This window comes from Mesorhizobium sp. M4B.F.Ca.ET.214.01.1.1, assembly GCF_004791545.1.
Taxonomy (GTDB): Bacteria; Pseudomonadota; Alphaproteobacteria; order Rhizobiales; family Rhizobiaceae; genus Mesorhizobium; species Mesorhizobium abyssinicae.
Genome location: NZ_SRUX01000008.1, coordinates 53,787 through 76,947, shown reverse-complemented (window position 1 = coordinate 76,947; position 23,161 = coordinate 53,787). Strand labels below are relative to the sequence as shown.

The window sequence follows — 23,161 nt, the reverse complement described above, 5'->3', positions numbered from 1 at the left end:
GCGCTCCGGTTCTCGAAACCACCGCCATATGACTCGCCAGAGCGAATTTCGAAACGGTCTCTGAGCGTTTCCGACTTTGCTGTTTGCAACAAAAAAGGCCGGTCGCCCGGCCTTTTTTCGTATCGTTGAGACGAGATCAGCCGATCTTCTGGCCGGTCTTGGCCCAGTCGGCGAGGAAGGCGGCAAGGCCCTTGTCGGTCAGCGGATGGCTGACCAGCGCCTTCAGCGTCGCCGGCGGCGCGGTGATGACATCGGCGCCGATCAGCGCCGCCTGCTTGACGTGGTTCACGGTGCGCACCGAGGCGGTCAGGATCTCGGTCTGGTAGTCGTAATTGTCGTAGATCTGCCGGATCTCCTGGATCAGCTCCATGCCGTCCGAGCCGGTGTCGTCGATGCGGCCGACGAAGGGCGAGATGAAAGAGGCGCCGGCCTTGGCGGCGAGCAGCGCCTGGTTGGCGGAGAAGCAGAGCGTGACGTTGACCATGCGCTTCATCTCGGTGCGGATGGTCTTGCAGGCCTTCAACCCGTCCAGCGTCAGCGGCACCTTGATGCAGACATTGGGGGCGATCTTGGCCAGCACCTCGGCCTCGGCCATCATCTGCTTGTATTCGGTCGCCACGACCTCGGCCGAGACCGGGCCCTCGACGATGTCGCAGATCTGCTTGGTCACCTCGGCAATCTTGCCGCCCGATTTCAGGATCAGCGAGGGATTGGTGGTGACGCCATCGAGCAGCCCCAGATCGTTCAGCTCGCGGATTTCCTTGATATCGGCGGTGTCGACAAAAAATTTCATCGCGGTCTCCTGAAGATTTTCATGTGCATGACATGCAGCTTGGGGGTCGGCCTTTGCTCTAGACCAAAGTCGGGGCAAGGTCACGCCTCATGATGGAAGATTCGCCCTTTGTCGCGGCCGCGCCGGTGCTGGTGCCGATGCCGGCCGAGCGGCCTTACACCTATGCGGTGCCGGCCGGCATGCGCGTGGTGCCGGGTTCGATCGTGCGCGTGCCGCTGGGGCCCCGGCAGGTCGCCGGCATCGTCTGGGACGGCGCCGTCGAGACGGTCGACGCGAGGAAATTGCGGCCAATCGAGCAGGTGTTCGATTGCCCGCCGATCGACCGCGCGATGCGCCGCTTCGTCGACTGGATCGCGCAATACACGCTGGCGGCGCCGGGCATGGTGGCGCGCATGCTGCTTCGTGCGCCGGAGGCCTTCGACCCGGAGCCCTGGATCGAAGGCCTGCAGCTCACCCTGGCCAGACCCGACCGGATGACCGAGGCGAGGGCGCGCGTGCTGGCGACGGCCGAGGGCGGCCTCGCCTGGACGCGCTCGGGCCTGGCGCATGCGGCCGGCGTGTCGTCGGCGGTCATCGACGGCTTGCGGGCGCAAGGCGTGTTCGAGACGGTGATGATCCCGCCGCGGCCGGTGGTGGCGGCGCCCGATCCGGCCTACGCGCAGCCGACGCTGATGCCCGACCAGGAGGATGCGGCGGCCATGCTGCGTGCCGGCGTCGCGGCGAACGCCTTTGGCGTCACGTTGCTCGATGGCGTCACCGGATCCGGCAAGACCGAGGTCTATTTCGAGGCGGTGGCGGCGGCGCTCGACCAGGGCAGGCAGGTGCTGATCCTGCTGCCGGAAATCGCGCTGACCCATGCCTTCCTGGAACGCTTCCAGGACCGGTTCGGCGCCAAGCCGGCCGAGTGGCATTCGGACCTGCCGCCGAGGATGCGCGAGAAAGTCTGGCGGCAGGTGGCGGAAGGCGGCGTGCGCGTCGTCGCCGGCGCGCGCTCGGCGCTGTTCCTGCCTTTCCCTGAGCTTGGCCTGGTCGTCGTCGACGAGGAGCACGACCCCGCCTACAAGCAGGAGGATCGCGTCTTCTACAATGCCCGCGACATGGCGGTGGTTCGCGGCCACATAGGCGGCTTCCCGATCGTGCTCGCCTCGGCGACGCCGTCGGTCGAGAGCCGGGTCAATGCCAGCCAGGGCCGCTATCATCGGGCGGTGCTTTCGTCGCGCTTTGCCGAGGCGGCGCTGCCCGACCTGAAGTCGATCGACATGCGCCGCGCGCCGCCGGCGCGCGGCGGCTTCCTGTCGCCGCTGCTTCTCGACCAGATGCGGCGCACGCTGGAGAAGAAGGAGCAGTCGCTCTTATTCCTCAACCGGCGCGGCTATGCGCCGCTGACGCTGTGCCGCGTCTGCGGCCACCGTTTCGGCTGTCCGGTCTGCTCGGCCTGGCTGGTCGAGCACCGCTTTCGCGGCCAGCTTGTCTGCCACCATTGCGGGCATAATGAGCGGCGGCCGGAGGCGTGCCCCGAATGCGGTACGCTCGACCATCTGGTCGCTTGCGGTCCCGGCGTCGAGCGCATTGCCGAGGAGGTGGTGGCGCACTTCCCCGACGCCCGCACCATCGTGCTCTCGTCCGACCTGATGGGCGGCGTGCGACGGCTCAGGCTCGAGTTGGAAGCCATCGCCAATGGCGAGGCCGACATCGTCATCGGCACGCAGCTCGTCGCCAAGGGCCATAATTTTCCCAACATGACATTGGTCGGCGTGGTCGACGCCGATCTCGGCCTCGCCAATGGCGATCCGCGCGCGGCCGAGCGAACCTTCCAGCTGCTCAGCCAGGTGACGGGTCGCGCCGGCCGCACCGGCAAGAAGAGCCTCGGCCTGCTGCAGACCTACCAGCCGGACCATCCGGTGATGCGGGCCATCGTCTCCGGCGATGCCGAGGCCTTTTACGAGCGCGAGGTCGCCGAGCGCGAGCGGGCGGCGCTGCCGCCCTTCGGCCGGCTCGCCGGCGTTATCGTCAGCGCCGCGACGCGGGCCGAAGCGGAGGCGCATGCGCGCGGCCTGCGCCGCGCCGCGCCGCAGGCGGCCGATCTGTTCGTGCTGGGCCCGGCCGAGGCGCCGTTGTCACTGCTCGGCGGGCGCCACCGCTTCCGCCTGCTGATCCAGGGCGAGCGGCGCGCCGACATGCAGGGCTTCATCCGCGCCATGCTGGCCGAAGGGCCGAAATTGCGCGGCTCGGTCCGGGTCCAGGTCGATATCGATCCGCAGAGCTTTTTGTGAGATTGATCACGCGATCGGAGGCATGAACAGATGAAGACCCTCGGCCTCATCGGCGGCATGAGTTGGGAATCGACCGCCATCTACTATCGCCTGCTCAACGAGATCGTGCGCGAGCGGCTCGGTGGGCTGCATTCGGCGAAGCTGCTCTTATGGTCGTTCGACTTCGCCGAGATCGCCGAGCGCCAGCATGCCGGCGACTGGCAGGGCGCGGGCGTGCTGCTCGTCGAGGCCGCGCGCAAGCTGGAGGCGGGCGGCGCCGAGGGCCTGGTGGTCTGCACCAACACCATGCACAGGCTGGCGGACGACGTGCAGGCGGCGGTGTCGATCCCCCTGATCCACATCGCCGACGCCACCGCGGTCGCGGTCAGGGATGCCGGCGTCAGGCGGCCGGCGCTGCTCGCCACCCGCTTCACCATGGAGCAGGATTTCTACAAGGGCCGGCTCGCCGAGAAATATGGCCTGCAGCCTATCGTGCCCGACCAGGCCGGCCGCGACATGGTGCACCGGGTGATCTATGACGAACTCTGCCAGGGTATCGTCAAACCCGATTCGCATGCGGCCTATGTCGAGGAAGTCGGCCGGCTGCGGCGCGATGAGAATATCGACGGCGTCATCATGGGCTGCACCGAGATCACCATGCTGATCGGCCAGGCGGACTTCGACATTCCGGTGTTCGACACGACGCGCCTGCATGCCGAGGCGGCGGTCGCATTCGCCCTGTCTTGATACGCCTTTCCTAAAGTTCCGGCGCCATCTGGCGCACGGCTTTTCCTCCGCTAGAATGCCCCGGTTTTCAAACAGGCATTTACGAGGGGACAAAATGGAATTTGCGTTTCCGTGGCCGATGAGCCAGGGCGAGTGGCTGGCATGGTCGAGCGCGGTGGCGACCTTGCTCATCGGCCTGCTGCTGTTCCTGGCGCCGAACCTCGCTTTCAGGATCCTCAGGCTGCAGGCCAGGCCGGAGAAGGCGGCGGCGATCGCCGAGGGGCGCGGCCGCATGTCGGGCTTCTATCTCGGCGTCAGCCTGTGCTGCATCCTGCTCGCGCAACCGCTGCTTTACATGGCGCTCGGCTTCTCCTGGCTGTTCACCGCTTTCGGCCGTTTGCTGTCGATGATGTCGGACGGCGCCAATACGCCTTTCAACTGGGCTTCGATCGTGGTTGAGCTGGTGCTGGCGGCATTGCCGCTGGCCTTTGCTTTCGGCTTTTTGCCCTGAATCATTGACTAATCCGGCGCTTGCGGTTGGTCTCTACCGCCGGATGCGACAAAAGTGCCTGAAAACCATGCCGGACGACGCATTGCGGTCTTAAAAGGCCTGTGCTAGACGGCAATCGACTTTCGGCCGGGGATAGCGGAAGCCGCGCCTCCGTGCTTGGAAAAATGCAGTAAGGTCAAAGATTTAGCCAGAGTTCTCGCTCGCGCCAACAATCTGCGGCCTGTCAGACAAGAGAAAAGACGGTCCGTGGCTCAATCGTCATCGCCAATCTCAGCTGTCGCAGAACGCTATGCGGGTTCGCTGTTCGAACTCGCGCTGCAGGCAAATTCGGTCGCCCAGGTCGAGGCCGACCTCACCAGTTTCGAGGCGCTGCTTGAAGGCAGCGCCGATCTTTCCCGGCTGATCAACAGCCCGGTGTTCTCCAGCGAGGATCAGGCCAAGGCGATCGCCGCGATCGTCGCCAAGGCAAAGCTCGGCGGGCTCGCCGGCAATTTCCTGCGCGTCGTCGCCAAGAACCGCCGCCTGTTCGCAGTGCCCGGCATGATCAAGGCTTTCCGCCGCATCGCCGCCGAGCATCGTGGCGAGGCTTCGGCCGAGGTCACCTCGGCGCATGCGCTGACGGCCGCGCAGGAGACCGAACTGAAGGCGGCGCTGAAGAGCGTTGCCGGCAAGGACGTGGCCATCACGGTCACCGTCGACCCGTTGCTGCTCGGCGGGCTGGTGGTCAAGATGGGCTCGCGCCAGATCGATACGTCGCTCAAAACCAAACTCAATTCGCTCAAGCTTGCACTGAAAGAGGTCGGCTGATGGACATCCGCGCCGCGGAAATTTCCGCAATTCTGAAAGACCAGATCAAGAATTTCGGCAAGGAGGCCGAGGTCTCCGAAGTCGGCCAGGTGCTGTCCGTCGGTGACGGCATCGCCCGCGTCTACGGCCTCGACAATGTCCAGGCCGGTGAAATGGTCGAATTCCCCGGCGGCATCCGCGGCATGGCGCTGAACCTCGAAGCCGACAATGTCGGCGTCGTCATCTTCGGCAACGACCGCGACATCAAGGAAGGCGACACCGTCAAGCGGACCGGCGCCATTGTCGACGCGCCTGTCGGCATGGGCCTGCTCGGCCGCGTCGTCGATGCGCTCGGCAACCCGATCGACGGCAAGGGCCCGATCAAGGCGACCGAACGCAAGCGCGTCGACGTCAAGGCGCCCGGCATCATTCCGCGCAAGTCGGTGAACGAGCCGATGTCGACCGGCCTCAAGGCCATCGATGCGCTGATCCCGGTCGGCCGCGGCCAGCGCGAGCTGGTCATCGGCGATCGTCAGACCGGCAAGACCGCCATCATTCTCGACACGATGCTGAACCAGAAGTCGGTGCACGAAAACGGCCCGGAAAAGGAAAAGCTCTACTGCGTCTACGTCGCCGTCGGCCAGAAGCGCTCGACCGTCGCGCAGTTCGTCAAGGTGCTGGAAGAGCGCGGCGCGCTTGAATATTCGATCGTCGTTGCCGCCACCGCTTCCGACCCGGCGCCGATGCAGTTCCTGGCGCCGTTCACCGGCGCCACCATGGGCGAATATTTCCGCGACAACGGCATGCACGCGCTGATCAGCTATGACGATCTGTCGAAGCAGGCCGTCGCCTATCGTCAGATGTCGCTGCTGCTGCGCCGCCCGCCGGGCCGCGAGGCCTATCCGGGCGACGTCTTCTACCTGCACTCGCGTCTGCTCGAGCGCGCCGCAAAGCTCAATGACGATCTGGGCGGCGGCTCGCTGACCGCGCTGCCGATCATCGAGACGCAGGCCAACGACGTGTCGGCCTACATCCCGACCAACGTGATCTCGATCACCGACGGCCAGATCTTCCTCGAAACCAACCTGTTCTTCCAGGGCATTCGTCCGGCGGTCAATGTCGGCCTGTCGGTGTCGCGCGTCGGCTCGTCGGCGCAGATCAAGGCGATGAAGCAGGTTGCCGGCTCGATCAAAGGCGAACTCGCTCAGTATCGCGAAATGGCGGCCTTCGCGCAGTTCGGCTCCGACCTCGACGCCGCCACGCAGCGCCTGCTGAACCGCGGCTCGCGCCTGACCGAACTCCTGAAGCAGCCACAGTTCTCGCCGCTCAAGGTCGAGGAGCAGGTTGCGGTGATCTTCGCCGGCGTCAACGGTTACCTCGACAAGCTGGCGATCAACCAGGTCGGCAAGTTCGAGCATGGCCTGCTCAGCCACATGCGCTCGGCCGGCAAGGACGTGCTCGACGGCATCCGCAAGGAGAAGGCGCTGTCGGATGATCTGCGCGCCAAGCTCAAGGCCGAGATCGACGCCTTCGCCAAGACCTTCGCCTAAGAAGAAGCCGGACGCACGGGATCAGGTTTGAAGCATGCCTTCATTAAAAGACCTTCGTAACCGTATCGCCTCGGTCAAGGCGACGCAGAAGATCACCAAGGCGATGCAGATGGTCGCCGCGGCGAAGCTGCGCCGCGCGCAGGAAGCGGCGGAAGCGGCGCGTCCCTATTCCGAGCGGATGGGCGCGGTGCTGGCCAACATCACCCAGGCGATCGGCGGCGGCGGCGATGCTCCGGCGCTGATGACCGGCACCGGCAGGGACGACGTGCAACTGCTCGTCGTCTGCACCGCCGAGCGCGGCCTCTGCGGCGGCTTCAATTCGCAGATCGCCCGCCTTGCCCGCGACCACATCCGCAAGCTCCTGGCCGACGGCAAGCAGGTCAAGATCATCTGCGTCGGCAAGAAGGGCTACGACATCCTGCGCCGCGACTACGCATCGCTGATCCTTGAGCGCGTCGACCTGCGTGAAGTGCGGACGCTCGGCTTCGCCAATGCCGATGCGATCGCGAAGAAAGTCATCCACCTCTTCAACGAGGGCGGTTTCGACGTCTGCACACTGTTCTACTCGCAGTTCAAGTCGGTGATCAGCCAGATCCCGACGGCGCAGCAGATCATCCCGGCGGCGACTGCCGCTCCGGCTGCTGCCGAGGCGACCAATGGCGGCAACGCCGTCTACGAATACGAGCCGGAGCCGGGCGAGATCCTCTCCGACCTCATCCCGCGCAACATCTCGGTCCAGATCTTCCGCGCGCTGCTCGAAAACGCAGCCGGCGAGATGGGCGCCAAGATGAGCGCCATGGACAATGCGACGCGCAACGCCGGCGACATGATCAACAAGCTGTCGATCACCTACAACCGCCAGCGGCAGGCGCAGATCACCAAGGAATTGATCGAAATCATTTCGGGCGCCGAGGCGCTCTAGTCGCGGGCCCATGTGGAGGTCGCTGACCTCCATGCGGACAGCGCGAGAAACAGAAAGACGAAAAAGGGCAAAGACGATGGCGAAAGCAGCGACTCCGAAGACCGCCGCCAAGGCGGCACCGGCCAAGGCTCCGGCAGCAGCCGCGAAGGCCGCTCCGGCCAAGAAGGCGGCGGCACCAGCCAAGGCAGCACCGGCCAAGGCGGCGAGCGTCGCCGTCAAGAAGACCGGCGCCGTCGGCAAGGTCCGCCAGGTCATCGGCGCCGTCGTCGACGTGCAGTTCGGCGACCACCTGCCGGCGATCCTGAACGCGTTGGAAACCTCCAATGTCGGCAACCGCCTCGTGCTCGAAGTGGCCCAGCATCTCGGCGAAAACACCGTGCGCTGCATCGCCATGGACTCAACCGAAGGCCTGGTCCGCGGCCAGGAGGTCTATGACACCGGCGCGCCGATCTCGGTGCCGGTCGGTCCCGGCCTGCTCGGCCGCATCATCAACGTCATCGGCGAGCCGGTCGACGAGGAAGGCACGGTCGACGGCGTCGAACAGCGCGCCATCCACCAGCCGGCTCCGGCCTATGTCGACCAGTCGACGGAAGCGCAGATCCTGGTCACCGGCATCAAGGTGCTCGACCTGCTCGCTCCTTACGCCCGCGGCGGCAAGATCGGCCTGTTCGGTGGCGCCGGCGTCGGCAAGACGGTGCTGATCCAGGAACTGATCAACAACGTCGCCAAGGCGCATGGCGGCTTCTCGGTGTTCGCCGGCGTCGGCGAGCGCACCCGCGAAGGCAACGACCTCTATCACGAGTTCATCGAATCGGGCGTCAACAAGAAGGGCGGCGGCGCCGGCTCCAAGGCCGCTCTCGTCTACGGCCAGATGAACGAGCCGCCGGGCGCCCGCGCCCGCGTCGGCCTGACCGGCCTCACCGTTGCCGAGTACTTCCGCGACCAGGGCCAGGACGTGCTGTTCTTCGTCGACAACATCTTCCGCTTCACGCAGGCGGGTTCGGAAGTGTCGGCGCTGCTCGGCCGTATTCCTTCGGCCGTGGGCTATCAGCCGACGCTGGCCACCGACATGGGCGCGCTGCAGGAGCGCATCACGACGACGACCAAGGGCTCGATCACCTCGGTGCAGGCGATCTACGTGCCGGCCGACGACTTGACCGACCCGGCGCCGGCGACCTCGTTCGCTCACCTTGACGCCACCACCGTGCTCAACCGCGCGATCTCGGAAAAGGGCATCTACCCCGCCGTCGATCCGCTCGACTCGACCTCGCGCATGCTCGACCCGATGGTCGTCGGCGAGGAGCACTACCAGGTCGCGCGCCAGGTGCAGTCGATCCTCCAGCGCTACAAGTCGCTGCAGGACATCATCGCCATCCTGGGCATGGACGAGCTGTCGGAAGAGGACAAGCAGACCGTCGCCCGCGCCCGCAAGATCGAGCGCTTCCTGTCGCAGCCGTTCTTCGTCGCCGAAGTGTTCACGGGGTCGCCGGGCAAGCTGGTCGACCTCGCCGACACCATCAAGGGCTTCAAGGGCCTCTGCGCCGGCGACTACGACCACCTGCCGGAAGCCGCCTTCTACATGGTCGGCGGCATCGAGGAAGCGGTCGAGAAGGCACAGCGCCTGGCGGCTGAAGCGGCGTAATCAAGGCAATAGGGAGTAGTCAGTAGTCAGTAGTGAATAGCAGCTGGGTGATCGGACAATTGTCCTCTCCCTACTCCCTACTCACTATTCCCTACTCACTAGATTGACATGGCTGAAGCTTTCAAGTTCGAACTGGTCTCGCCGGAGCGCCTGCTGGTTTCCGAAGAGGTCGAGTCCGTCGTCATTCCGGGCGCCGAAGGCGAGATGACCGTGATGGCCTTGCACGCGCCGGTCATGACCACGATCAAGCCGGGCGTCGTCACGGTGAAGACCGTCGGCGGCAAGGAAGAGCGCTACGTGGTGTTCGGCGGCTTCGCCGACATCGTGGCTTCCGGTTGCACGCTGCTTGCCGAATCGGCCGTGGCGGTCGGCGACATCGACCGTGCCGACCTCGCCCGCCGCATCCAGGAAGCCAAGGAAGACGCCGCCGACGCCAAGGACGACCAGGCGCGCAGCAAGGCGGAACAGTTCCTTAGCCAGCTCACCACGCTGGAAGGCGCCATCCTGCCGGCCTGAGACCAGGCTTCCACCGGAGATTGAAAAAAGCGGGCTTGTCCCGCTTTTTTGTTTGCCCCCGTTTCTCGCCTGATAGACAGTCCGGCTGCCTTGGCGTGGGGGGTGGCGATGACGTAGCAATCAGACCAGCGAGAAATCGCGCCGCGATCCAAGTGGTCGACGGCGCTGGTGTCGGCCTTTGGCGGGCCGTTCGGCGGGTTTCTCTGGATCGGCGCCGGAAGGCTGGCGCTTGCCGTCCTGATTGTGTTCAGCGCCCTCGGCGTCGCGGCTGTCTATATCGGGTTTCCGGTGCTGCCGGGCACCGATCTTGCCGGGCTGGCCAATCTTTCAGGGTTCGTGTTGATGATCCTGTGGGTGGCGCTCGTCGTGCCCTTTGCACATCGCTTCAAGCCGGACAAATGGTATGCGCACGGGCTTTCGGTGCTGGTGCTCGTCCTGCTCACCTCGTCGGTGCCTGCCTTACTGATCCGATCGTTCCTGTTCCAGCCGTTCTCGATTCCCTCCGGCAGCATGGTGCCGACACTGCAGGAGGGCGACCATGTCTTCGTCTCCAAATTCGCCTACGGCTACAGCCGCTACAGCGTGCCGTTCACTCTGCTGCCGATCGAAGGACGCATGTTCGGCGCAGAGCCCAAGCGTGGCGATGTCGTGGTCTTCAAATTCCCGTCCGACCCAAGCATCGACTATATCCAGCGGATCGTCGGCTTGCCGGGCGAGAAAATCCAGATGGTCGACGGCGTGCTCCACATCAACGATGTGCCCGTCGGTCTCGAGGATGCCGGCACGTTCCCGTACGAGGAGATGTCGCAGCCGGCCAAGCTTCAACGCGAGGCCTTGCCAGGCGGTGTCAGCCATTTCGTTCTCGACCTGGCGGACAATTCCGTTGGTGATAACACGCGCGTGTTCGAGGTGCCCGAAGGCCACTATTTCGTGCTTGGCGACAATCGGGACAATGCTTCAGACAGTCGATTCACTGTCGGATTCGTCCCTTACGAAAACCTGGTCGGCAAGGCCGTGCGGCTGTTCTGGAATTCCAAGGGCACCGTTTATTCGTCCCGGCAAACACTGGATGGCTCGGCTGTAGAATAAGTGAGCCATCCGTGCGTGGAACTGCAAGTCTATTCGGTGTCGGCGCCTTGCCGTTCGCCGTCTATGCCAAGCGCGGCGAAGGCCAGGGTGGGGCCGTCGCGGCGCAAGTGGACGAGATGGACCGCCACGAGTTCAATCAAGGTCTGGCGCTCGGCGTGGTCCCTGGCGAAGCCTGCGAGATCGAACACGGCCGTCACGGTTTCGTTCGCCGGCAGCTGCTGGCTCAAAAGTTCCGTCAGCGGCGCGTCGAGCGGATCCGTGAAATGGGCTTCCGGCAAGGCCTTGCCGCGCGCCGCGCAGGCGGCGATCCAGGCGGCCACCACCAGCGTGAGATGGACCATCTCGGTGCCGGCTTCCAGGCACTCCACGACTGACGCCACGATGCGCTGCGGCAGTTTCTGGCTGCCGTCATTGGCGATCTGCGCGGTGCGATGGGCAAGCGCGGTGTTCGAAAAACGTTGGGCGAGTTCCGCCGTGTAGGCGCTGGTGTCGAGCCCGGCATCCTCGGGCAGCGTCGAAATGGCCTCGGCCCACAGGCGATCGACGAACTGCCGGATCGCCGGATCGGCGAAGGCGCGGTCGACGGTCGCATGGCCGCTGAGCAGGCCGAGATAGGCGATGCCCGAATGCGAACCGTTGAGCAGTCTCAGCTTCATGTCCTCGAAGGGACCGACATCGGCGACCATGGTGACGCCGAATTTTTCCCAGGCCGGCCTGCCTGCTGGAAAATCGTCTTCGACCACCCATTGGCAGAACGGCTCGGTCATCACCGGCCAGGCATCCTCGACGCCGAGCTCGACCGCGATGCGTGTCCGGTCGGCGTCCGTGGTCGCCGGCACGATGCGGTCGACCATGCTCGACGGGAAGGCCACGTCGTTTGCGATATGGCTGGCAAGAGGGGCATCGCCCTGTGGGGCGAGCCCGGCATCGCCCTGTCGGGCGAGCTGGACATCGCCCTGTCGGGCGAGTCCTTGATCGTGAAGCGCGGCGAACTCGACCAGCAACCGGTGCAGCGTGGCGCCGTTGGCCGGCAGGTTGTCGCAGCAAAGAACGGTGAAAGGCGGCGTGCCGGCGGCGCGGCGGCGCGCCAGCGCTTCGGTCAGGAAACCATGCGCGGTGCGCGGCGATCCCGGATTGGCCAGATCGTGGACGATGTCGGGGTGGGTTTCGTCGAGCCGGCCGTCGGCGGCCCTCAGATAGGCCTTCTCGGTGATGGTCAGCGTGACGATGCGGGTGCGCGGGTCGATCAGCACGGCCAGCACCGCGCCTGGGTCCTCAGGCGCCACCAGCATCGATTGGATCGAGCCGATGACGCGCAGGCTCTCGCCGCCGCTGTCGCGGATCGCCAGCGTGTAGAGTCCGTCCTGCGGCGCCAGCGCATCGCGTGTGTCGGCGCTGCGCAGCGAGACGCCGACAATGCCCCAGTCACGCTCTCCCGCCGCCAGGCAGTCGTCGACATAGGCGGCCTGGTGGGCACGGTGGAAGGCGCCGACGCCGAGATGGACAATGCCCGGCGCGATGTCGGCCCGATCGTAGGCGGGAACCGAAAGCTGATTTGGCAAGGACCGCAGCGTCCCATCGGAGAGACGGTCGTGGGTCATGGCACCAAAAACGCTGGGAGGTTTCGGCGGAGCGGCATGCGGATGTCCCCGTGCGATGGATCGGATGCGGGGTATCATCTGTTCCCCAATGCCGCAAGCAGGCGGGTGGATGCCGGCCGCGTTGACATCGTTCCTGCCCGACCGTACCGATTGTCCATCCTGGGGGAGCCGCTATGTCCATGATCGCGCTGACCGATCCGGATTTGCTGTTCCCTCCGAGGCGGATGCGCGCGTTGCCGGCGCGCTTTGCGCCGGCGTGGAAAAGTTGCCCATCGTCAGCCCGCACGGTCATACACCGGCGAACCGGCTTTTGCGCGGCTTGGACGCGATCACGGAGGCACTGCGTCATCGATGACAGACAGATGTTGGATATCATGAGCAGTACAGGGCCCGATCTTTCCGCCTTCAGCCTCGCCGGCAAGCGCATCCTGGTCACCGGCGCCAATACCGGCATCGGCCAGGGCATCGCGGTGTCGGTCGCGCGTGCCGGCGGCACGGTGGTCGGCGTCGGCCGCTCGGCGATGGATGAGACCGCCGAAAGGATAGAGGCGGCCGGCGGGCACTTCGAGGCGGTGCGCTGCGACCTTGCCGACTCGACGGCCGCGCAGGCGATGCTCGACCGGGTCTGGCACGACAGCGGATCGCTCGACGGCCTGGTCAACAATGCCGGTATCATAAGGCGAGCCGATGCGGTCGAGCTGACCGAAGCCGACTGGGACGACGTCATCGACGTCAATCTGAAGACGGTGTTCATGCTGAGCCAAGGCTTTGCCCGGAATGTGCTTGCCGAACCCGGACGGCGCGGCAAGATCGTCAACATCGCTTCGGTGCTGAGTTTCCAGGGCGGCATCCGCGTCGCCTCCTACACGGCCTCCAAGCACGGCGTGCTCGGCATCACCCGGCTGCTCGCCTGCGAATGGGCGCAAAAGGGCATCAACGTCAACGCCATCGCGCCCGGCTATATCGAGACCAACAACACCGAGGCGCTGCGCGCCGATCCCGATCGCAGCGCCTCGATCCTGGCGCGCATCCCGGCCGGGCGCTGGGGGCGGCCGGAAGACATCGGCGGCGCCGCCGCGTACCTGCTCGCGCCGGCGTCGGACTATATGCACGGCGCCGTGGTCCCGGTGGACGGCGGCTGGCTGGCGCGGTGAGGAAGATGACGATGACCGAAGCGAAGATATTCTCGCATGCCGGCGAGGCAGCATGGACGCCGACGCAGGACGGCAACCGCCGGCGCGTGCTCCTCCACACCGACGAGCTGATGATGGTCGAGTTCGGCTTCGACAAGGGTGGCGTCGGCGCGCTGCATTCGCATCCGCATGTGCAGGCGAGCTACGTCGCCGAAGGCCGCTTCGAGGTGACCGTCGACGGCCGCACCGAAATCCTGGAAGCGGGCAGCAGCTTCATCGTTCCGTCCAATCTGCTGCACGGCGTCAGGGCGCTGGAGGCCGGGCGCCTGGTCGACAGCTTCACGCCGCACCGCGCCGATTTCCTCGGCTGATTTCTTGACGGTGATCTAGCGGGGCAAGGCGTGGTCGCGTCGGCTCGCGGCGAGCAAGCGATGCGTGGCCTCGATAATCGCCTCGGCCGGCGTATCGGAGACTTTCGCCGATCTCCCGCGCCTTGGCGCGGTGACCACCTCGACGGTGTTCGACAGTGGCCGCCAACGTTCCATGTTGGCGCCGTTGTTGATGATCACCGTCGGGGTCATGACCGTGGCGAACAGATGGCCCAGGCCGCCTTCCATGCCGACATAGGCGGCCGCCATTTCGCCGAGCGCAAGCAGCAGGTCGCTGAACGCCTCGGCATCGAGCCCAAGCTCCGGGCCGACCAGTTGAAGACGGGGTTCCTTCGCGGCAAGGGTCTGCGGGCTCGGTCCGCTGCCCGGGGTGACCAGATAGAGCACCCGGTAGCCGGCATCGATGAGGTTGCCGGCGACGGCGGCGACCTGGGCGTTGCCCATGAACTTGTTGCCCTTGGCGTTGCCGCCAAGAAGGATGAGCGGACGCTGGTCCGCGCCGCGTAACTGACGCGCCAGGGCGCGGGCAGCCTGCGGAACGTCCAGCCTGTGGTCGAATGGCAGATGCCTGCCGGCCAGCCGCTCCACCAGCCGATGGTAGCGCCAGGCATTGTGTTCGGGACGCAGCGTCCATCGGACGCCCGGACGCCAGGACGGCAAATAGCCGGCAAAATTGGGCTCGTAGCGAACGCCGCGGCCGATGAGCTGCAATCCGGTCACCAGCAGGCCGGGCACACCGGTGCGGAAATCGACCAGCCTCGTTTGCGCGCCGCGCGGCTTGAACTCGGCGAGAACAGCCGAAAGCGGCGTCACCGGCCTGAAATCGTCGATGAGGGAAGCGACGTGCTTCCTCAAGACACCGGTAAGCGAGGAGTTGCCCATTGTGCCATAAACGATGTGGCTATGCGGGAAGGCCGTCCTTGCGGCGCGCAATGCCGGCAGCCTCAGCAATCCGTCGCCGAGGGCGTCGTTGCGGGCATAGAAGATCAGCAGCGGTGCGGTCGAATCCATGCCGGTGCGGAACCCGTGGCTCAGGGCGGAAATGAGCCTCGATCAAGGCGCGCTCTGGTCCAGCCGCTGATACTGAAGCCGTCCTGGCGAGTCAAAGGCGATCTGCCGCGCATCCAGGAACAGAAAACCCGCGCCTCCGGGGAGGCGCGGGTATGTTGCCTGGGCGCGTGTCGCGCCGCGGTACTCAAAACATCACCGCAGGACTGGGACGGTGCCGCAACATGGTGAAGATAGGTTTAACGCGGGCTCGATCGAGGTTCTCCTGCCTGTGGATAAACCAGGCCATTTGCAGGCCTCTGGAAATGCACGTATCTGACCATGTACGGGGGTGGAGAGGCAAAGCTTGAACGAAGGCCGCAAAGAGGCTTTTCAGCTTGGGGCTCGCGTGGTCCTGGAGGCGCGGCGGCACGGGCCCATCATCACGCCGGGCATGCTGCCGGGCGACGATGGCGCCAACATCAACGGCCCGTCGCTGATCAGGGTCCCCGACTGGCTGCCGGGCCGGCTCGGCGCCTATTATCTCTATTTCGCCCACCACACCGGCACATACATCCGGCTCGCCTTCGCGGATTCGCCGCAGGGCCCGTGGCGGGTCCATCCCGGCGGGTCGCTGTCGCTCGACCAGTGCGCGTTCCTGCGAGAACACATCGCTTCGCCGGACGTCCATGTCGACGATCAAGGCCGCCGCCTGGTCATGTATTTTCACGGACCGACCGAGGCCGGCGGCCGCAGGCAGACGAGTTTTGCCGCGACCTCGCGCGACGGCATCCATTTCGAGCCCCATCCGGAGCCGCTCGGGCCATCCTACGCGCGGATCTTCCGTCACGGCGGCTGGTGGTACGGGCTTTTCGGCACCGGCGCCGTCAGGCTGTCGCGCTCCAGCGACGGGCTTTCGGGCTTCGAGCCGGGCCCCGTGCTGTTGCCTGCCTCGGGCCGCCGTCTCTCCCCCAGGCATGTCGCCGTGCAGACATGCGGCGAGCAGCTCAGGATCTACTACACGCGCCGGGGCGATGCGCCGGAGCGGATCCTCCACGGGACCGTCGATCTTGCCCGCGACTGGCAACGCTGGAAGGTGCAGGGCAAGGCCGAGCTGCTGCGGCCTTCATGCGGGTTCGAAGGCAATGGCGAGCCCGTCCGGCGCAGCCGCACAGGAGCGGCAAAAGGCCGGGAAAATGCCTTGCGCGATCCGGCGACCTTCGAGGAAGACGGCCGGACATGGCTGCTCTATGCCGTCGCCGGCGAGAGTGGTATCGCGCTGGCCGAAATCCATACGGCGCAGGAGCGGATGGCGGAACGGCTTCCCGGAACCCTTCGCCGGGTGACCTCGCCGCTGTCTGAACGGCTTCGACGCCTCGGCATCCGCACCAGGGCGCCCAGGCGGATATTCATTGCCGGCTGCGCGCGCAGCGGAACCACGCTCGCTCGCCGGCTGATGGGCTGCTTCGACGATACCTATGTCCATGAATTCGAATCGCCGTTCCCGAAGCTGCTCGAACTGAAGCGCCCGCATGCCAATCTCGTCGTCAAGCGCACCGCCGAGAGCCATGAGCTGCTATGGCAGCTGCCCGCCGGCATCGGCCTGATCTATTGCGTGCGCCATCCTTTCGACGTGCTGACCAGCGCGCATCCGCAGACGGTGCATCTGCGCCCCTTCCATGTCACGACCGAACGCTGGGAGGCGGAGTATGCCGGCTTGATCCGGTTGCGCGAAGCCCAGCCGGCGCGAAAGATCCTCTATCTGCGCTATGAGGACCTGATTGCCGAGCCGGATGCCGAACAGGCGCGGATCGCCGGCGCGTTCGGCATTGCGCCGGCGATCCGCTTCAGCGCCGATGCGGACAATCCGGTCCACGCCACCTCGTTGCGGAAATGGGAACGCAATGAGGCGCTCAGGACCTATCTCCAGGGTCTGCCGCCGGCCTTCCTCGCCCGCGTCGAGATGTTCTGCCGCGAATTCGGCTACGAGCTGCCGGCAGACGTGAATGCCGGAAGGGGCGAACCTGGAGAGTGAGTCGCATCGGGCGCCTGCAACGGCGCACGGTCCGCCGCTTGAAGCCGACCAGAACGCAGGCGACGTACGCGGCGGGTGGCGCCCGGGCGATCTTGCCTTTAAGACCATGGCCTCGAACAAACCGGGGACCATCGGGTGATGCACAGATCGGCGGCGAGCGTCCCGGCGGATGGACGGGATGCCAAGCATCGCGTCCTCAAGGACGTCTTCGGTTTCGACGATTTTCGTCCCGGCCAGGCCGCGGTGATGGAGGCGCTGCTTGCCGGGCGCCATGTGCTGGCGGTGATGCCGACCGGCGCCGGCAAGTCGCTCTGCTACCAGGTCCCGGCGCTGGTGCTGGGCGGGCTCACCATCGTCGTGTCGCCGCTGGTGGCGCTGATGCAGGACCAGGTCGCGGCGCTGCGCCTGGCAGGTGTGACCGCCGACACGATCAATTCCTCGCTCGACCGCGACGCCAACGTCGCCGCCTGGCGCCGCGTCGCGTCCGGCCAGACGCGGCTTCTCTATCTCGCCCCGGAGCGGCTGATGACCGAGCGCATGCTCGATGCACTCGCCAGGCTCGACGTCCGCCTGATCGCCGTCGACGAGGCGCATTGCATTTCGCAATGGGGGCCGGCGTTCCGGCGCGAATACGAGGACCTGTCGCGGCTCGGCGGCATCTTCCCGGATGTGCCGGTCATCGCGCTGACGGCGACGGCGGACGAAGGGACGCGCGCCGACATCGAAGCCCGGCTGTTCGCCGGACGCGTCGAGACCCTGGTGCTGGGCTTCGACCGGCCGAACATCAAGCTTGCCATCGAGGCCAAACAGGACAGCAAGCGCCAGTTGCTGCGCTTCGTCGAGCGGCATCCCGGCCGCAGCGGCATCGTCTACTGCCTGTCGCGCCGGAAGACGGAGGAGATGGCGGCCTTCCTCGAGAAGAACGGCGTCACCGCGCTCGCCTATCACGCCGGCATGAGCAAGGAGGCGCGTGAAGCGAATCAGAACGCCTTCATGACGCTCTCCGGCGTCGTCATGGTGGCGACCATCGCCTTCGGCATGGGCATCGACAAGCCGGATGTCGCCTATGTCTTCCACACCGACCTGCCGGGCAGCCTCGAAGCCTATTACCAGGAGATCGGCCGCGCCGGCCGCGACGGCAGGGCGGCGGAGGCGCATATGCTGTTCGGCCTCGGCGACATCCGCACGCGCCGCATGTTCATCGACGATGAAGATGCGGCGCCTGAGCACAAGCGCCGCTCGCATGGCCGGCTCGACACGCTGATCGGCTATTGCGAGACGGCGCAGTGCCGGCGCCAGGTGCTGCTCGGCTATTTCGGCGAACAGGCCGAGCCGTGCGGCAATTGCGACAACTGCCTTGAGCAGGTGCCGCGCGCCGACGGCAGCGCCGAGGCGCGTCTCATCCTCGCCGCCGTCGCACAGAGCGGCGAGCGTTTCGGCGCCGCCCATGTCATCGACATCCTGCTCGGCCATGAGACCGAGAAGGTGCTGGCCAGGAGCCATCAAAGGCTTGCCAGCTTCGGCACCGGCATGGCGCACAAACGGCCTGCGTGGCTGTCACTGATCCGCCAGCTCGTCGCTGGCGGGTTTCTCATGCCCGATCCGGCCGGCCATGGCGGCCTCGCCATCGCCGACAGCGGCCATGCGCTCGGTCGTGGCGAGGGCTCGTTCGAGTATCGCGTCGAGACGCGGCACCGCTCCATGCGTGGCAAGGCGCGCTCCGCCGAGGGTGGCGGAGCGGACATGGAAGGCGTGGATACCGCGCTGCTCGCCACGCTCAAGACGCTGAGGCTGCGCCTGGCCAAAGAACGCCAGGTGCCGGCCTATGTCGTCTTCTCCGACCGCACGCTGATCGACATGGCCGACCGCCGCCCGCGCGACCTCGACGCCTTCGCCGAGGTGAACGGCGTCGGCGAGGCCAAGCTCAGGGAGTTCGGCGAGGTATTTCTCGAAACCATCGCCGGGCATGGATCCGGAGCTTGACGGCGCCGATACCCTTCAATAGTGCGCGTAGCCGCTTAGAGAGCATCTCTGCGACGCCGGGTACCTCAAAGGGCCGTCAATGCTGCGGCAGGTACGGAACCTGGACTTCGCGCCGCCGGTGCGCGCCTCTCGTCTGCTGGACGCAACAATTCAAATGAAAGCGCGGCGTTCATGGGACATCCGACCACATCCGGCGGGAGGCGAACGCGATGAGTTTCTGACTGTTGCCCCAGTGAGACAGTGCAACGGCTGCGCATCATCACCGCGGATGGCACGCAACGGTTGCTGTCAGATTTTCCCTTGGCGTTGATGATAGCTGGCGGGTTCGACGAATCCGAAATCGGCCAGCAAGAACGCCAAATCCCTATATTAGCAAGCTCTTGTATTTCTACTGAAGGAGGAGCATGCTTGTAGAAGGGCGGAGGAGGCCACCAAGGTAAACACGGTGGTCAAAGGGGTTAGGGCTATGGAAGCTGTTTGTTACGTCCCCAGTGCATTCTGTCAGTTGTCGTTGCTCGTCAGCGTCGCGACGACGTTCCTCGTCATGACACCGTTCGCGGCTACTCGCCTATTGGTGTTGAGGATGCGCAAGCACTCTATCGGGAAGCTTCAGTTCGCCTAGTTCCCCTTGGGGGAGGATTATCGCGATGCGATCGTTTATGCTCATCCTTGTCGCGGTTGCCGCGTTCTTCGCATGGGACGGGCTGTTGAACGATGGCCGCTATGCCGATCAGATATTCAACCTCGAATTCCGGCAAGCTGCGCTCAGCCTGCCGAGCGACATTAGCTACGGTTACGAGGGCAAGTTCAACCGCTGACACGGCGTTATGCCGACGGTGGAAAGCGGAGAAGAACCCGCCATCGCGGTGGCTCAGGCCACGTTTCCCGATCGTAAGGCGCATTCCTGGCTGGCAGTTGCCGAACGCCGGTCGGCACGAGCCAAGTTCCGCCGATTTTTTTCACCTTTGTCCCCCGCCGCGGCGAAATTCCTACAAAAGGCATGCTCGGAAAGCCTTAGGTACGGCGCTGCTGGGACCCAGCGCAGTTTTTGAGGGCGTCAGCCCGGGTGGAATGCACGAATGACAATAATCATCGACAATGCCGCAAACTGGCGCGACATCGCGCGCGTCGGAGACGGCGAAAAGCTGGAATTGGCGCCGGCCGCCTGGGATCGCATCGCCCATGCGAACCGCATCGTGGCAAGCCTCGTCGAAAAGGGCATCCGTGCCTATGGCGTGAACACCGGGGTCGGGGCGCTTGCAAGCCAGGTGGTGGCGCCAGCCATGCAGGAGAAGCTGTCGCGCAACATCATTCTCAGCCACGCCTGCGGCGTCGGCGAACTGGCGCCTGAACGCGGTATCCGCGCCATTATCGCCGTGCAGGTGGCAAATTTCGCGCATGACCATTCGGGCGTGCGGCCCGAGATCGTCCGCAATCTGCTCACCTTCCTCGAGCGCGGCTGCATTCCGGAAGTTCCTTCCCGGGGATCTGCCGGATATCTCACGCACAATGCCCATATCGCGCTGGTGCTGATCGGCGAGGGCATGGCAAGGGTCGCCGGACGCAGGATGAACGGTCGCCAGGCTCTGGCCGAGATCGGCCTGGAGCCGCTGGTGCTGGGCGCCAAGGAAGGCTTGAGCCTCGTCAACGGCACGGCATGCGCTACCGGCCTGACAAGCATCGCGCTGGTGCGCGCCGAGCGTTTGCTGTGCTGGGCCGATGCGGCGGCGGCGCTCACGCTGGAGGCCGCGGGCGGGCAGATGGCGGCCTTCGACGAACATGTGCTCGCCATGCGGCCGTCGCCCGGCATCGAGGCAGTCGGCACGTCGTTGCGGCGTCTGCTCGATGGCAGCGGGCTGATCGCGGCGGCGCAGGGCAGTCGCACGCAGGATGCGCTCAGCCTTCGCGCGGTGCCGCATGTGCACGGCGCGGCGCGGGAAGTCCTCGAGCGTTCCGCGCTACTGGTCGATCGTGAACTGGCCTCGGTAACCGACAATCCCGCGGTCTCCGGCACGATCGATGATCCGAAAGTGTTTTCGCAGGCGCATCCGGTGGCGCCCGCGCTCGGTCAGACCGCCGACAGTTTGACGATTGCGCTGGCGCAGGTTGCCGCCATGAGCGAACGTCGCATCGACCGCCTGGTCAACCCGCTGGTCAACAATCTGCCGGCATTCCTGGCGGCGGAAGGCGGTTGCAATTCCGGCTTCATGATCGCCCAGTACACCGCCACTTCGCTAAGCAACGTCAATCGACGCCTTGCCGCGCCGGCGGCGACAGACGGCGGCGTCACGTCCGGCCTGCAGGAGGATTTCCTCGCCCACCCGACCGTGGCGGCCAACAAGCTTTTGGCCGTCATCGACAACGCCGAATACATTCTGGCGATAGAACTCATGGCGGCCGCGCAGGCGCATGATTTCCTGTCCGACCGCGCGGCACGGGCGCCAGGCACCGATGCCATCTATCGCGCCATCCGCCAGCGCGTCGCGCACTACAGCGATGACCGCCCGCTGTCCTGGGACATGGAAAAGCTGCGCGATTTCATCCGCGAAGCCGATGTGGGTCAGTGAAAGGCAGCTCCGAGCCGCCCGCCTGCGCCAAAGCTTCGGAGGGGCAACCTGCTTCGCACGAGGAGCGGGCTGTTCCCCGAAGCTCGAAGAACGAGCAGGATGGCGGAGAGGGAGGGATTCGAACCCCCGATGCCCTTGCGAGCATGCCGCATTTCGAGTGCGGTGCATTCGACCACTCTGCCACCTCTCCGCGGTCATGGTCGGCCGTTGCCGGCGCGGCGCACTAGATAACGACTGGACGTCAAGGTTACAAGGCCAAATCTGCCGGATGTCAGGCTTCTTTGACGTGGTGTCGATTTGGTCACCGCCAAGCGCTTCCCGCGGGGCGGCCAGGTGGCCAGTCGGCGGCGTCAACGTTCGCCTCTCACATGGATGACGGCGGCCGGCCTGGGCGCCGCTAACCGCCCGACGTTCATGGTGTCGGCTGCTTGCCTTGACTTTGACCGGACCTTCGGTTAGGGAACGCGCGCAATCGGCGTGGAGGGGTCTTCCGCGCCGCTTGTTTTTTGAACCCGCAGACTGACAAAAAGACGGCCGAACCGCTTGATGCGGTTCATCGAGGCCGACCGAACAGCGAAAGGCAAAAAATGTTCGCAGTCATCAAAACGGGCGGCAAGCAGTATCGCGTCGCCGCCAACGATCTCCTGAAGATCGAGAAACTCGAAGCCAAGGTCGGCGACATCGTCGAGATCGGCAATGTGCTGGCGCATGGCGAGGGCGAGAACGTCACCTTCGGCGCGCCGTTCGTCGATGGCGCTCTGGTCACGGCCGAAGTCGTCGAGCAGGGCAAGAACCGCACCGTCATCGCTTTCAAGAAGCGCCGCCGGCAGAATTCGCGCCGCAAGATCGGCCACCGCCAGCTTTTGACCACCGTCCGGATCGCCGAGATCCTGCTGGGTGGCGCCAAGCCGGCGAAGAAGGCCGCCGCCAAGCCGGAGGCCAAGGCAGAGGTTGCCGCCGAGGCGAAGGCCGAAGCCGCTCCGAAGGAGGCCAAGGCCAAGAAGGAAGCCGCTCCGAAGGCGGAAGCTACTGTCGAGGCCGCTGCCGCGCCGCTGTTCAAGGCGCCGAAGGGCGAGCCGGACGACCTGACCGTGATCAAGGGCATCGGCCCGGTCGCCGCCAAGGATCTCAACGAGCAGGGCATCATCACCTTCGCGCAGCTCGCCAAGCTCTCCGACAAGGATGTCGCCAAGATCGACGAGCACATGCCGTTCAGCGCCGACCAGATCAAGGACTGGCGCGAGCAGGCCAAGGAGCTGGCGAAGAAGTAAGGCGGAGCCGGCGAAACGATCGCCGGATCGGACTTGAAACGGAACGCGAACGCGTTCATAAGACCATTCAAACGCCCCTCGAGGCGTATCGGAGTTAGTTAGATGGCACACAAGAAAGCTGGCGGTTCGTCGCGCAACGGTCGCGACTCGCACTCCAAGCGGCTCGGCGTGAAGAAGTTCGGCGGCGAAGCCGTGATTCCGGGCAACATCATCATTCGTCAACGCGGCACCTCGTGGCATCCGGGCACCAACGTAGGCATGGGCACGGACCACACCCTGTTTGCGCTCGAAGCCGGCGCAGTCGCCTTCAACAAAAAAGCCAACGGCCGAACCTACGTTTCGGTGAACCCGATTACCAAAGCAGCGGAATAGCCGGTTCCGCACCACAACACCGGCACCCATCTCGGG

20 protein-coding genes and 1 tRNA gene are annotated in these 23,161 nt (G+C 65.4%); 17 read left to right on the top strand and 4 right to left on the bottom strand.

Annotated elements, in window-relative coordinates; genetic code table 11:
- Nucleotides 1-136: 136 nt before the first annotated feature.
- Nucleotides 137-793: a fructose-6-phosphate aldolase gene (fsa, locus tag EN857_RS17115; RefSeq protein ID WP_127283048.1), complete on the bottom strand. Its 657-nt coding sequence runs from the start codon at nucleotides 791-793 to the stop codon at nucleotides 137-139.
- 89 nt (nucleotides 794-882) lie between these two features.
- On the opposite strand from fsa, the gene EN857_RS17110 reads away from it, so the two are divergent.
- From EN857_RS17110 to lepB, 9 genes are all read left to right on the top strand, one after another.
- Nucleotides 883-3,066, top strand: coding sequence for a primosomal protein N' (locus EN857_RS17110; protein WP_127309054.1), 2,184 nt, complete (start codon nucleotides 883-885; stop codon nucleotides 3,064-3,066).
- A 30-nt stretch (nucleotides 3,067-3,096) separates the two neighbouring features.
- Nucleotides 3,097-3,792 carry an aspartate/glutamate racemase family protein gene (locus EN857_RS17105; protein WP_127391491.1) on the top strand — a complete coding sequence of 232 codons (696 nt, stop codon included), beginning with the start codon at nucleotides 3,097-3,099 and terminating at the stop codon, nucleotides 3,790-3,792.
- Between the two features lie 94 nt (nucleotides 3,793-3,886).
- Complete coding sequence (locus tag EN857_RS17100; protein ID WP_126057603.1) at nucleotides 3,887-4,282, top strand: DUF4345 family protein; 396 nt, start codon at nucleotides 3,887-3,889, stop codon at nucleotides 4,280-4,282.
- A 246-nt stretch (nucleotides 4,283-4,528) separates the two neighbouring features.
- Entirely contained in the window at nucleotides 4,529-5,089 is a 561-nt protein-coding gene (locus EN857_RS17095) for a F0F1 ATP synthase subunit delta (protein ID WP_127390811.1), read from the top strand.
- Complete coding sequence (atpA, locus tag EN857_RS17090) at nucleotides 5,089-6,618, top strand: F0F1 ATP synthase subunit alpha (RefSeq protein WP_126057605.1); 1,530 nt, start codon at nucleotides 5,089-5,091, stop codon at nucleotides 6,616-6,618. The genes EN857_RS17095 and atpA overlap by 1 nt, the downstream gene beginning before the upstream one ends.
- Nucleotides 6,619-6,652: 34 nt before the next feature.
- Nucleotides 6,653-7,540: a F0F1 ATP synthase subunit gamma gene (locus tag EN857_RS17085; protein ID WP_126057606.1), complete on the top strand. Its 888-nt coding sequence runs from the start codon at nucleotides 6,653-6,655 to the stop codon at nucleotides 7,538-7,540.
- A gap of 76 nt (nucleotides 7,541-7,616) precedes the next feature.
- A complete protein-coding gene (atpD, locus tag EN857_RS17080) occupies nucleotides 7,617-9,182 on the top strand; it encodes a F0F1 ATP synthase subunit beta (RefSeq protein WP_127283052.1) in 1,566 nt (521 codons plus the stop codon).
- A gap of 108 nt (nucleotides 9,183-9,290) precedes the next feature.
- Nucleotides 9,291-9,698: a F0F1 ATP synthase subunit epsilon gene (locus EN857_RS17075; RefSeq protein WP_127390810.1), complete on the top strand. Its 408-nt coding sequence runs from the start codon at nucleotides 9,291-9,293 to the stop codon at nucleotides 9,696-9,698.
- Between the two features lie 342 nt (nucleotides 9,699-10,040).
- Nucleotides 10,041-10,787 (top strand): signal peptidase I, encoded by a 747-nt coding sequence (gene lepB, locus EN857_RS17070; protein WP_127390814.1) that lies wholly within the window; start codon nucleotides 10,041-10,043, stop codon nucleotides 10,785-10,787.
- A gap of 29 nt (nucleotides 10,788-10,816) precedes the next feature.
- Here the strand turns inward: lepB and EN857_RS17065 are convergent, their stop codons facing one another.
- On the bottom strand, nucleotides 10,817-12,388 hold the full coding sequence (locus tag EN857_RS17065) for a mannitol dehydrogenase family protein (protein WP_127390809.1): 1,572 nt from the start codon (nucleotides 12,386-12,388) through the stop codon (nucleotides 10,817-10,819).
- A 374-nt stretch (nucleotides 12,389-12,762) separates the two neighbouring features.
- On the opposite strand from EN857_RS17065, the gene kduD reads away from it, so the two are divergent.
- A complete protein-coding gene (gene kduD / locus EN857_RS17060; RefSeq protein WP_128345986.1) occupies nucleotides 12,763-13,542 on the top strand; it encodes a 2-dehydro-3-deoxy-D-gluconate 5-dehydrogenase KduD in 780 nt (259 codons plus the stop codon).
- Nucleotides 13,543-13,553: 11 nt separating this feature from the next.
- Nucleotides 13,554-13,892 carry a cupin domain-containing protein gene (locus EN857_RS17055; protein ID WP_127390807.1) on the top strand — a complete coding sequence of 113 codons (339 nt, stop codon included), beginning with the start codon at nucleotides 13,554-13,556 and terminating at the stop codon, nucleotides 13,890-13,892.
- 15 nt (nucleotides 13,893-13,907) lie between these two features.
- Here the strand turns inward: EN857_RS17055 and EN857_RS17050 are convergent, their stop codons facing one another.
- A complete protein-coding gene (locus EN857_RS17050; RefSeq protein ID WP_135858912.1) occupies nucleotides 13,908-14,921 on the bottom strand; it encodes a glycosyltransferase family 9 protein in 1,014 nt (337 codons plus the stop codon).
- A 343-nt stretch (nucleotides 14,922-15,264) separates the two neighbouring features.
- Between EN857_RS17050 and EN857_RS35780 the strand changes: the two genes are divergently transcribed.
- The 4 genes from EN857_RS35780 to hutH all read left to right on the top strand — a co-directional run bounded on the left by EN857_RS35780 (nucleotide 15,265) and on the right by hutH (nucleotide 21,482).
- Complete coding sequence (locus EN857_RS35780) at nucleotides 15,265-16,932, top strand: sulfotransferase (protein WP_245511334.1); 1,668 nt, start codon at nucleotides 15,265-15,267, stop codon at nucleotides 16,930-16,932.
- 138 nt (nucleotides 16,933-17,070) lie between these two features.
- Nucleotides 17,071-18,915, top strand: coding sequence for a DNA helicase RecQ (gene recQ / locus EN857_RS17040; RefSeq protein WP_127390812.1), 1,845 nt, complete (start codon nucleotides 17,071-17,073; stop codon nucleotides 18,913-18,915).
- Nucleotides 18,916-19,562: 647 nt separating this feature from the next.
- The gene (locus EN857_RS34800) at nucleotides 19,563-19,733 is read left to right on the top strand and encodes a hypothetical protein (RefSeq protein WP_187331380.1); all 171 of its coding nucleotides are present in this window, start codon (nucleotides 19,563-19,565) and stop codon (nucleotides 19,731-19,733) included.
- 261 nt (nucleotides 19,734-19,994) lie between these two features.
- Nucleotides 19,995-21,482: a histidine ammonia-lyase gene (gene hutH, locus EN857_RS17035; RefSeq protein WP_135858907.1), complete on the top strand. Its 1,488-nt coding sequence runs from the start codon at nucleotides 19,995-19,997 to the stop codon at nucleotides 21,480-21,482.
- A gap of 100 nt (nucleotides 21,483-21,582) precedes the next feature.
- Here the strand turns inward: hutH and EN857_RS17030 are convergent.
- Nucleotides 21,583-21,672, bottom strand: a tRNA-Ser gene (locus EN857_RS17030).
- 397 nt (nucleotides 21,673-22,069) lie between these two features.
- Between EN857_RS17030 and EN857_RS17025 the strand changes: the two genes are divergently transcribed.
- Entirely contained in the window at nucleotides 22,070-22,753 is a 684-nt protein-coding gene (locus EN857_RS17025) for a 50S ribosomal protein L21 (RefSeq protein WP_127390818.1), read from the top strand.
- 102 nt (nucleotides 22,754-22,855) lie between these two features.
- Nucleotides 22,856-23,125 carry a 50S ribosomal protein L27 gene (rpmA, locus tag EN857_RS17020; protein WP_126057796.1) on the top strand — a complete coding sequence of 90 codons (270 nt, stop codon included), beginning with the start codon at nucleotides 22,856-22,858 and terminating at the stop codon, nucleotides 23,123-23,125.
- The last annotated feature ends 36 nt before the right edge of the window (nucleotides 23,126-23,161 follow it).

What these genes read in the sequence shown, in the direction of transcription:
- fsa (WP_127283048.1), bottom strand. Translation starts at nt 793, where the DNA reads ATGAAATTTTTTGTCGACACCGCCGATATCAAGGAAATCCGCGAGCTG.
- EN857_RS17110 (WP_127309054.1), top strand. Translation starts at nt 883, where the DNA reads ATGATGGAAGATTCGCCCTTTGTCGCGGCCGCGCCGGTGCTGGTGCCG.
- EN857_RS17105 (WP_127391491.1), top strand. Translation starts at nt 3,097, where the DNA reads ATGAAGACCCTCGGCCTCATCGGCGGCATGAGTTGGGAATCGACCGCC.
- EN857_RS17100 (WP_126057603.1), top strand. Translation starts at nt 3,887, where the DNA reads ATGGAATTTGCGTTTCCGTGGCCGATGAGCCAGGGCGAGTGGCTGGCA.
- atpA (WP_126057605.1), top strand. Translation starts at nt 5,089, where the DNA reads ATGGACATCCGCGCCGCGGAAATTTCCGCAATTCTGAAAGACCAGATC.
- EN857_RS17085 (WP_126057606.1), top strand. Translation starts at nt 6,653, where the DNA reads ATGCCTTCATTAAAAGACCTTCGTAACCGTATCGCCTCGGTCAAGGCG.
- atpD (WP_127283052.1), top strand. Translation starts at nt 7,617, where the DNA reads ATGGCGAAAGCAGCGACTCCGAAGACCGCCGCCAAGGCGGCACCGGCC.
- EN857_RS17075 (WP_127390810.1), top strand. Translation starts at nt 9,291, where the DNA reads ATGGCTGAAGCTTTCAAGTTCGAACTGGTCTCGCCGGAGCGCCTGCTG.
- lepB (WP_127390814.1), top strand. Translation starts at nt 10,041, where the DNA reads ATGATCCTGTGGGTGGCGCTCGTCGTGCCCTTTGCACATCGCTTCAAG.
- EN857_RS17065 (WP_127390809.1), bottom strand. Translation starts at nt 12,388, where the DNA reads ATGACCCACGACCGTCTCTCCGATGGGACGCTGCGGTCCTTGCCAAAT.
- kduD (WP_128345986.1), top strand. Translation starts at nt 12,763, where the DNA reads ATGAGCAGTACAGGGCCCGATCTTTCCGCCTTCAGCCTCGCCGGCAAG.
- EN857_RS17055 (WP_127390807.1), top strand. Translation starts at nt 13,554, where the DNA reads ATGACCGAAGCGAAGATATTCTCGCATGCCGGCGAGGCAGCATGGACG.
- EN857_RS17050 (WP_135858912.1), bottom strand. Translation starts at nt 14,921, where the DNA reads ATGGATTCGACCGCACCGCTGCTGATCTTCTATGCCCGCAACGACGCC.
- recQ (WP_127390812.1), top strand. Translation starts at nt 17,071, where the DNA reads ATGCACAGATCGGCGGCGAGCGTCCCGGCGGATGGACGGGATGCCAAG.
- EN857_RS34800 (WP_187331380.1), top strand. Translation starts at nt 19,563, where the DNA reads ATGCGATCGTTTATGCTCATCCTTGTCGCGGTTGCCGCGTTCTTCGCA.
- hutH (WP_135858907.1), top strand. Translation starts at nt 19,995, where the DNA reads ATGACAATAATCATCGACAATGCCGCAAACTGGCGCGACATCGCGCGC.
- EN857_RS17025 (WP_127390818.1), top strand. Translation starts at nt 22,070, where the DNA reads ATGTTCGCAGTCATCAAAACGGGCGGCAAGCAGTATCGCGTCGCCGCC.
- rpmA (WP_126057796.1), top strand. Translation starts at nt 22,856, where the DNA reads ATGGCACACAAGAAAGCTGGCGGTTCGTCGCGCAACGGTCGCGACTCG.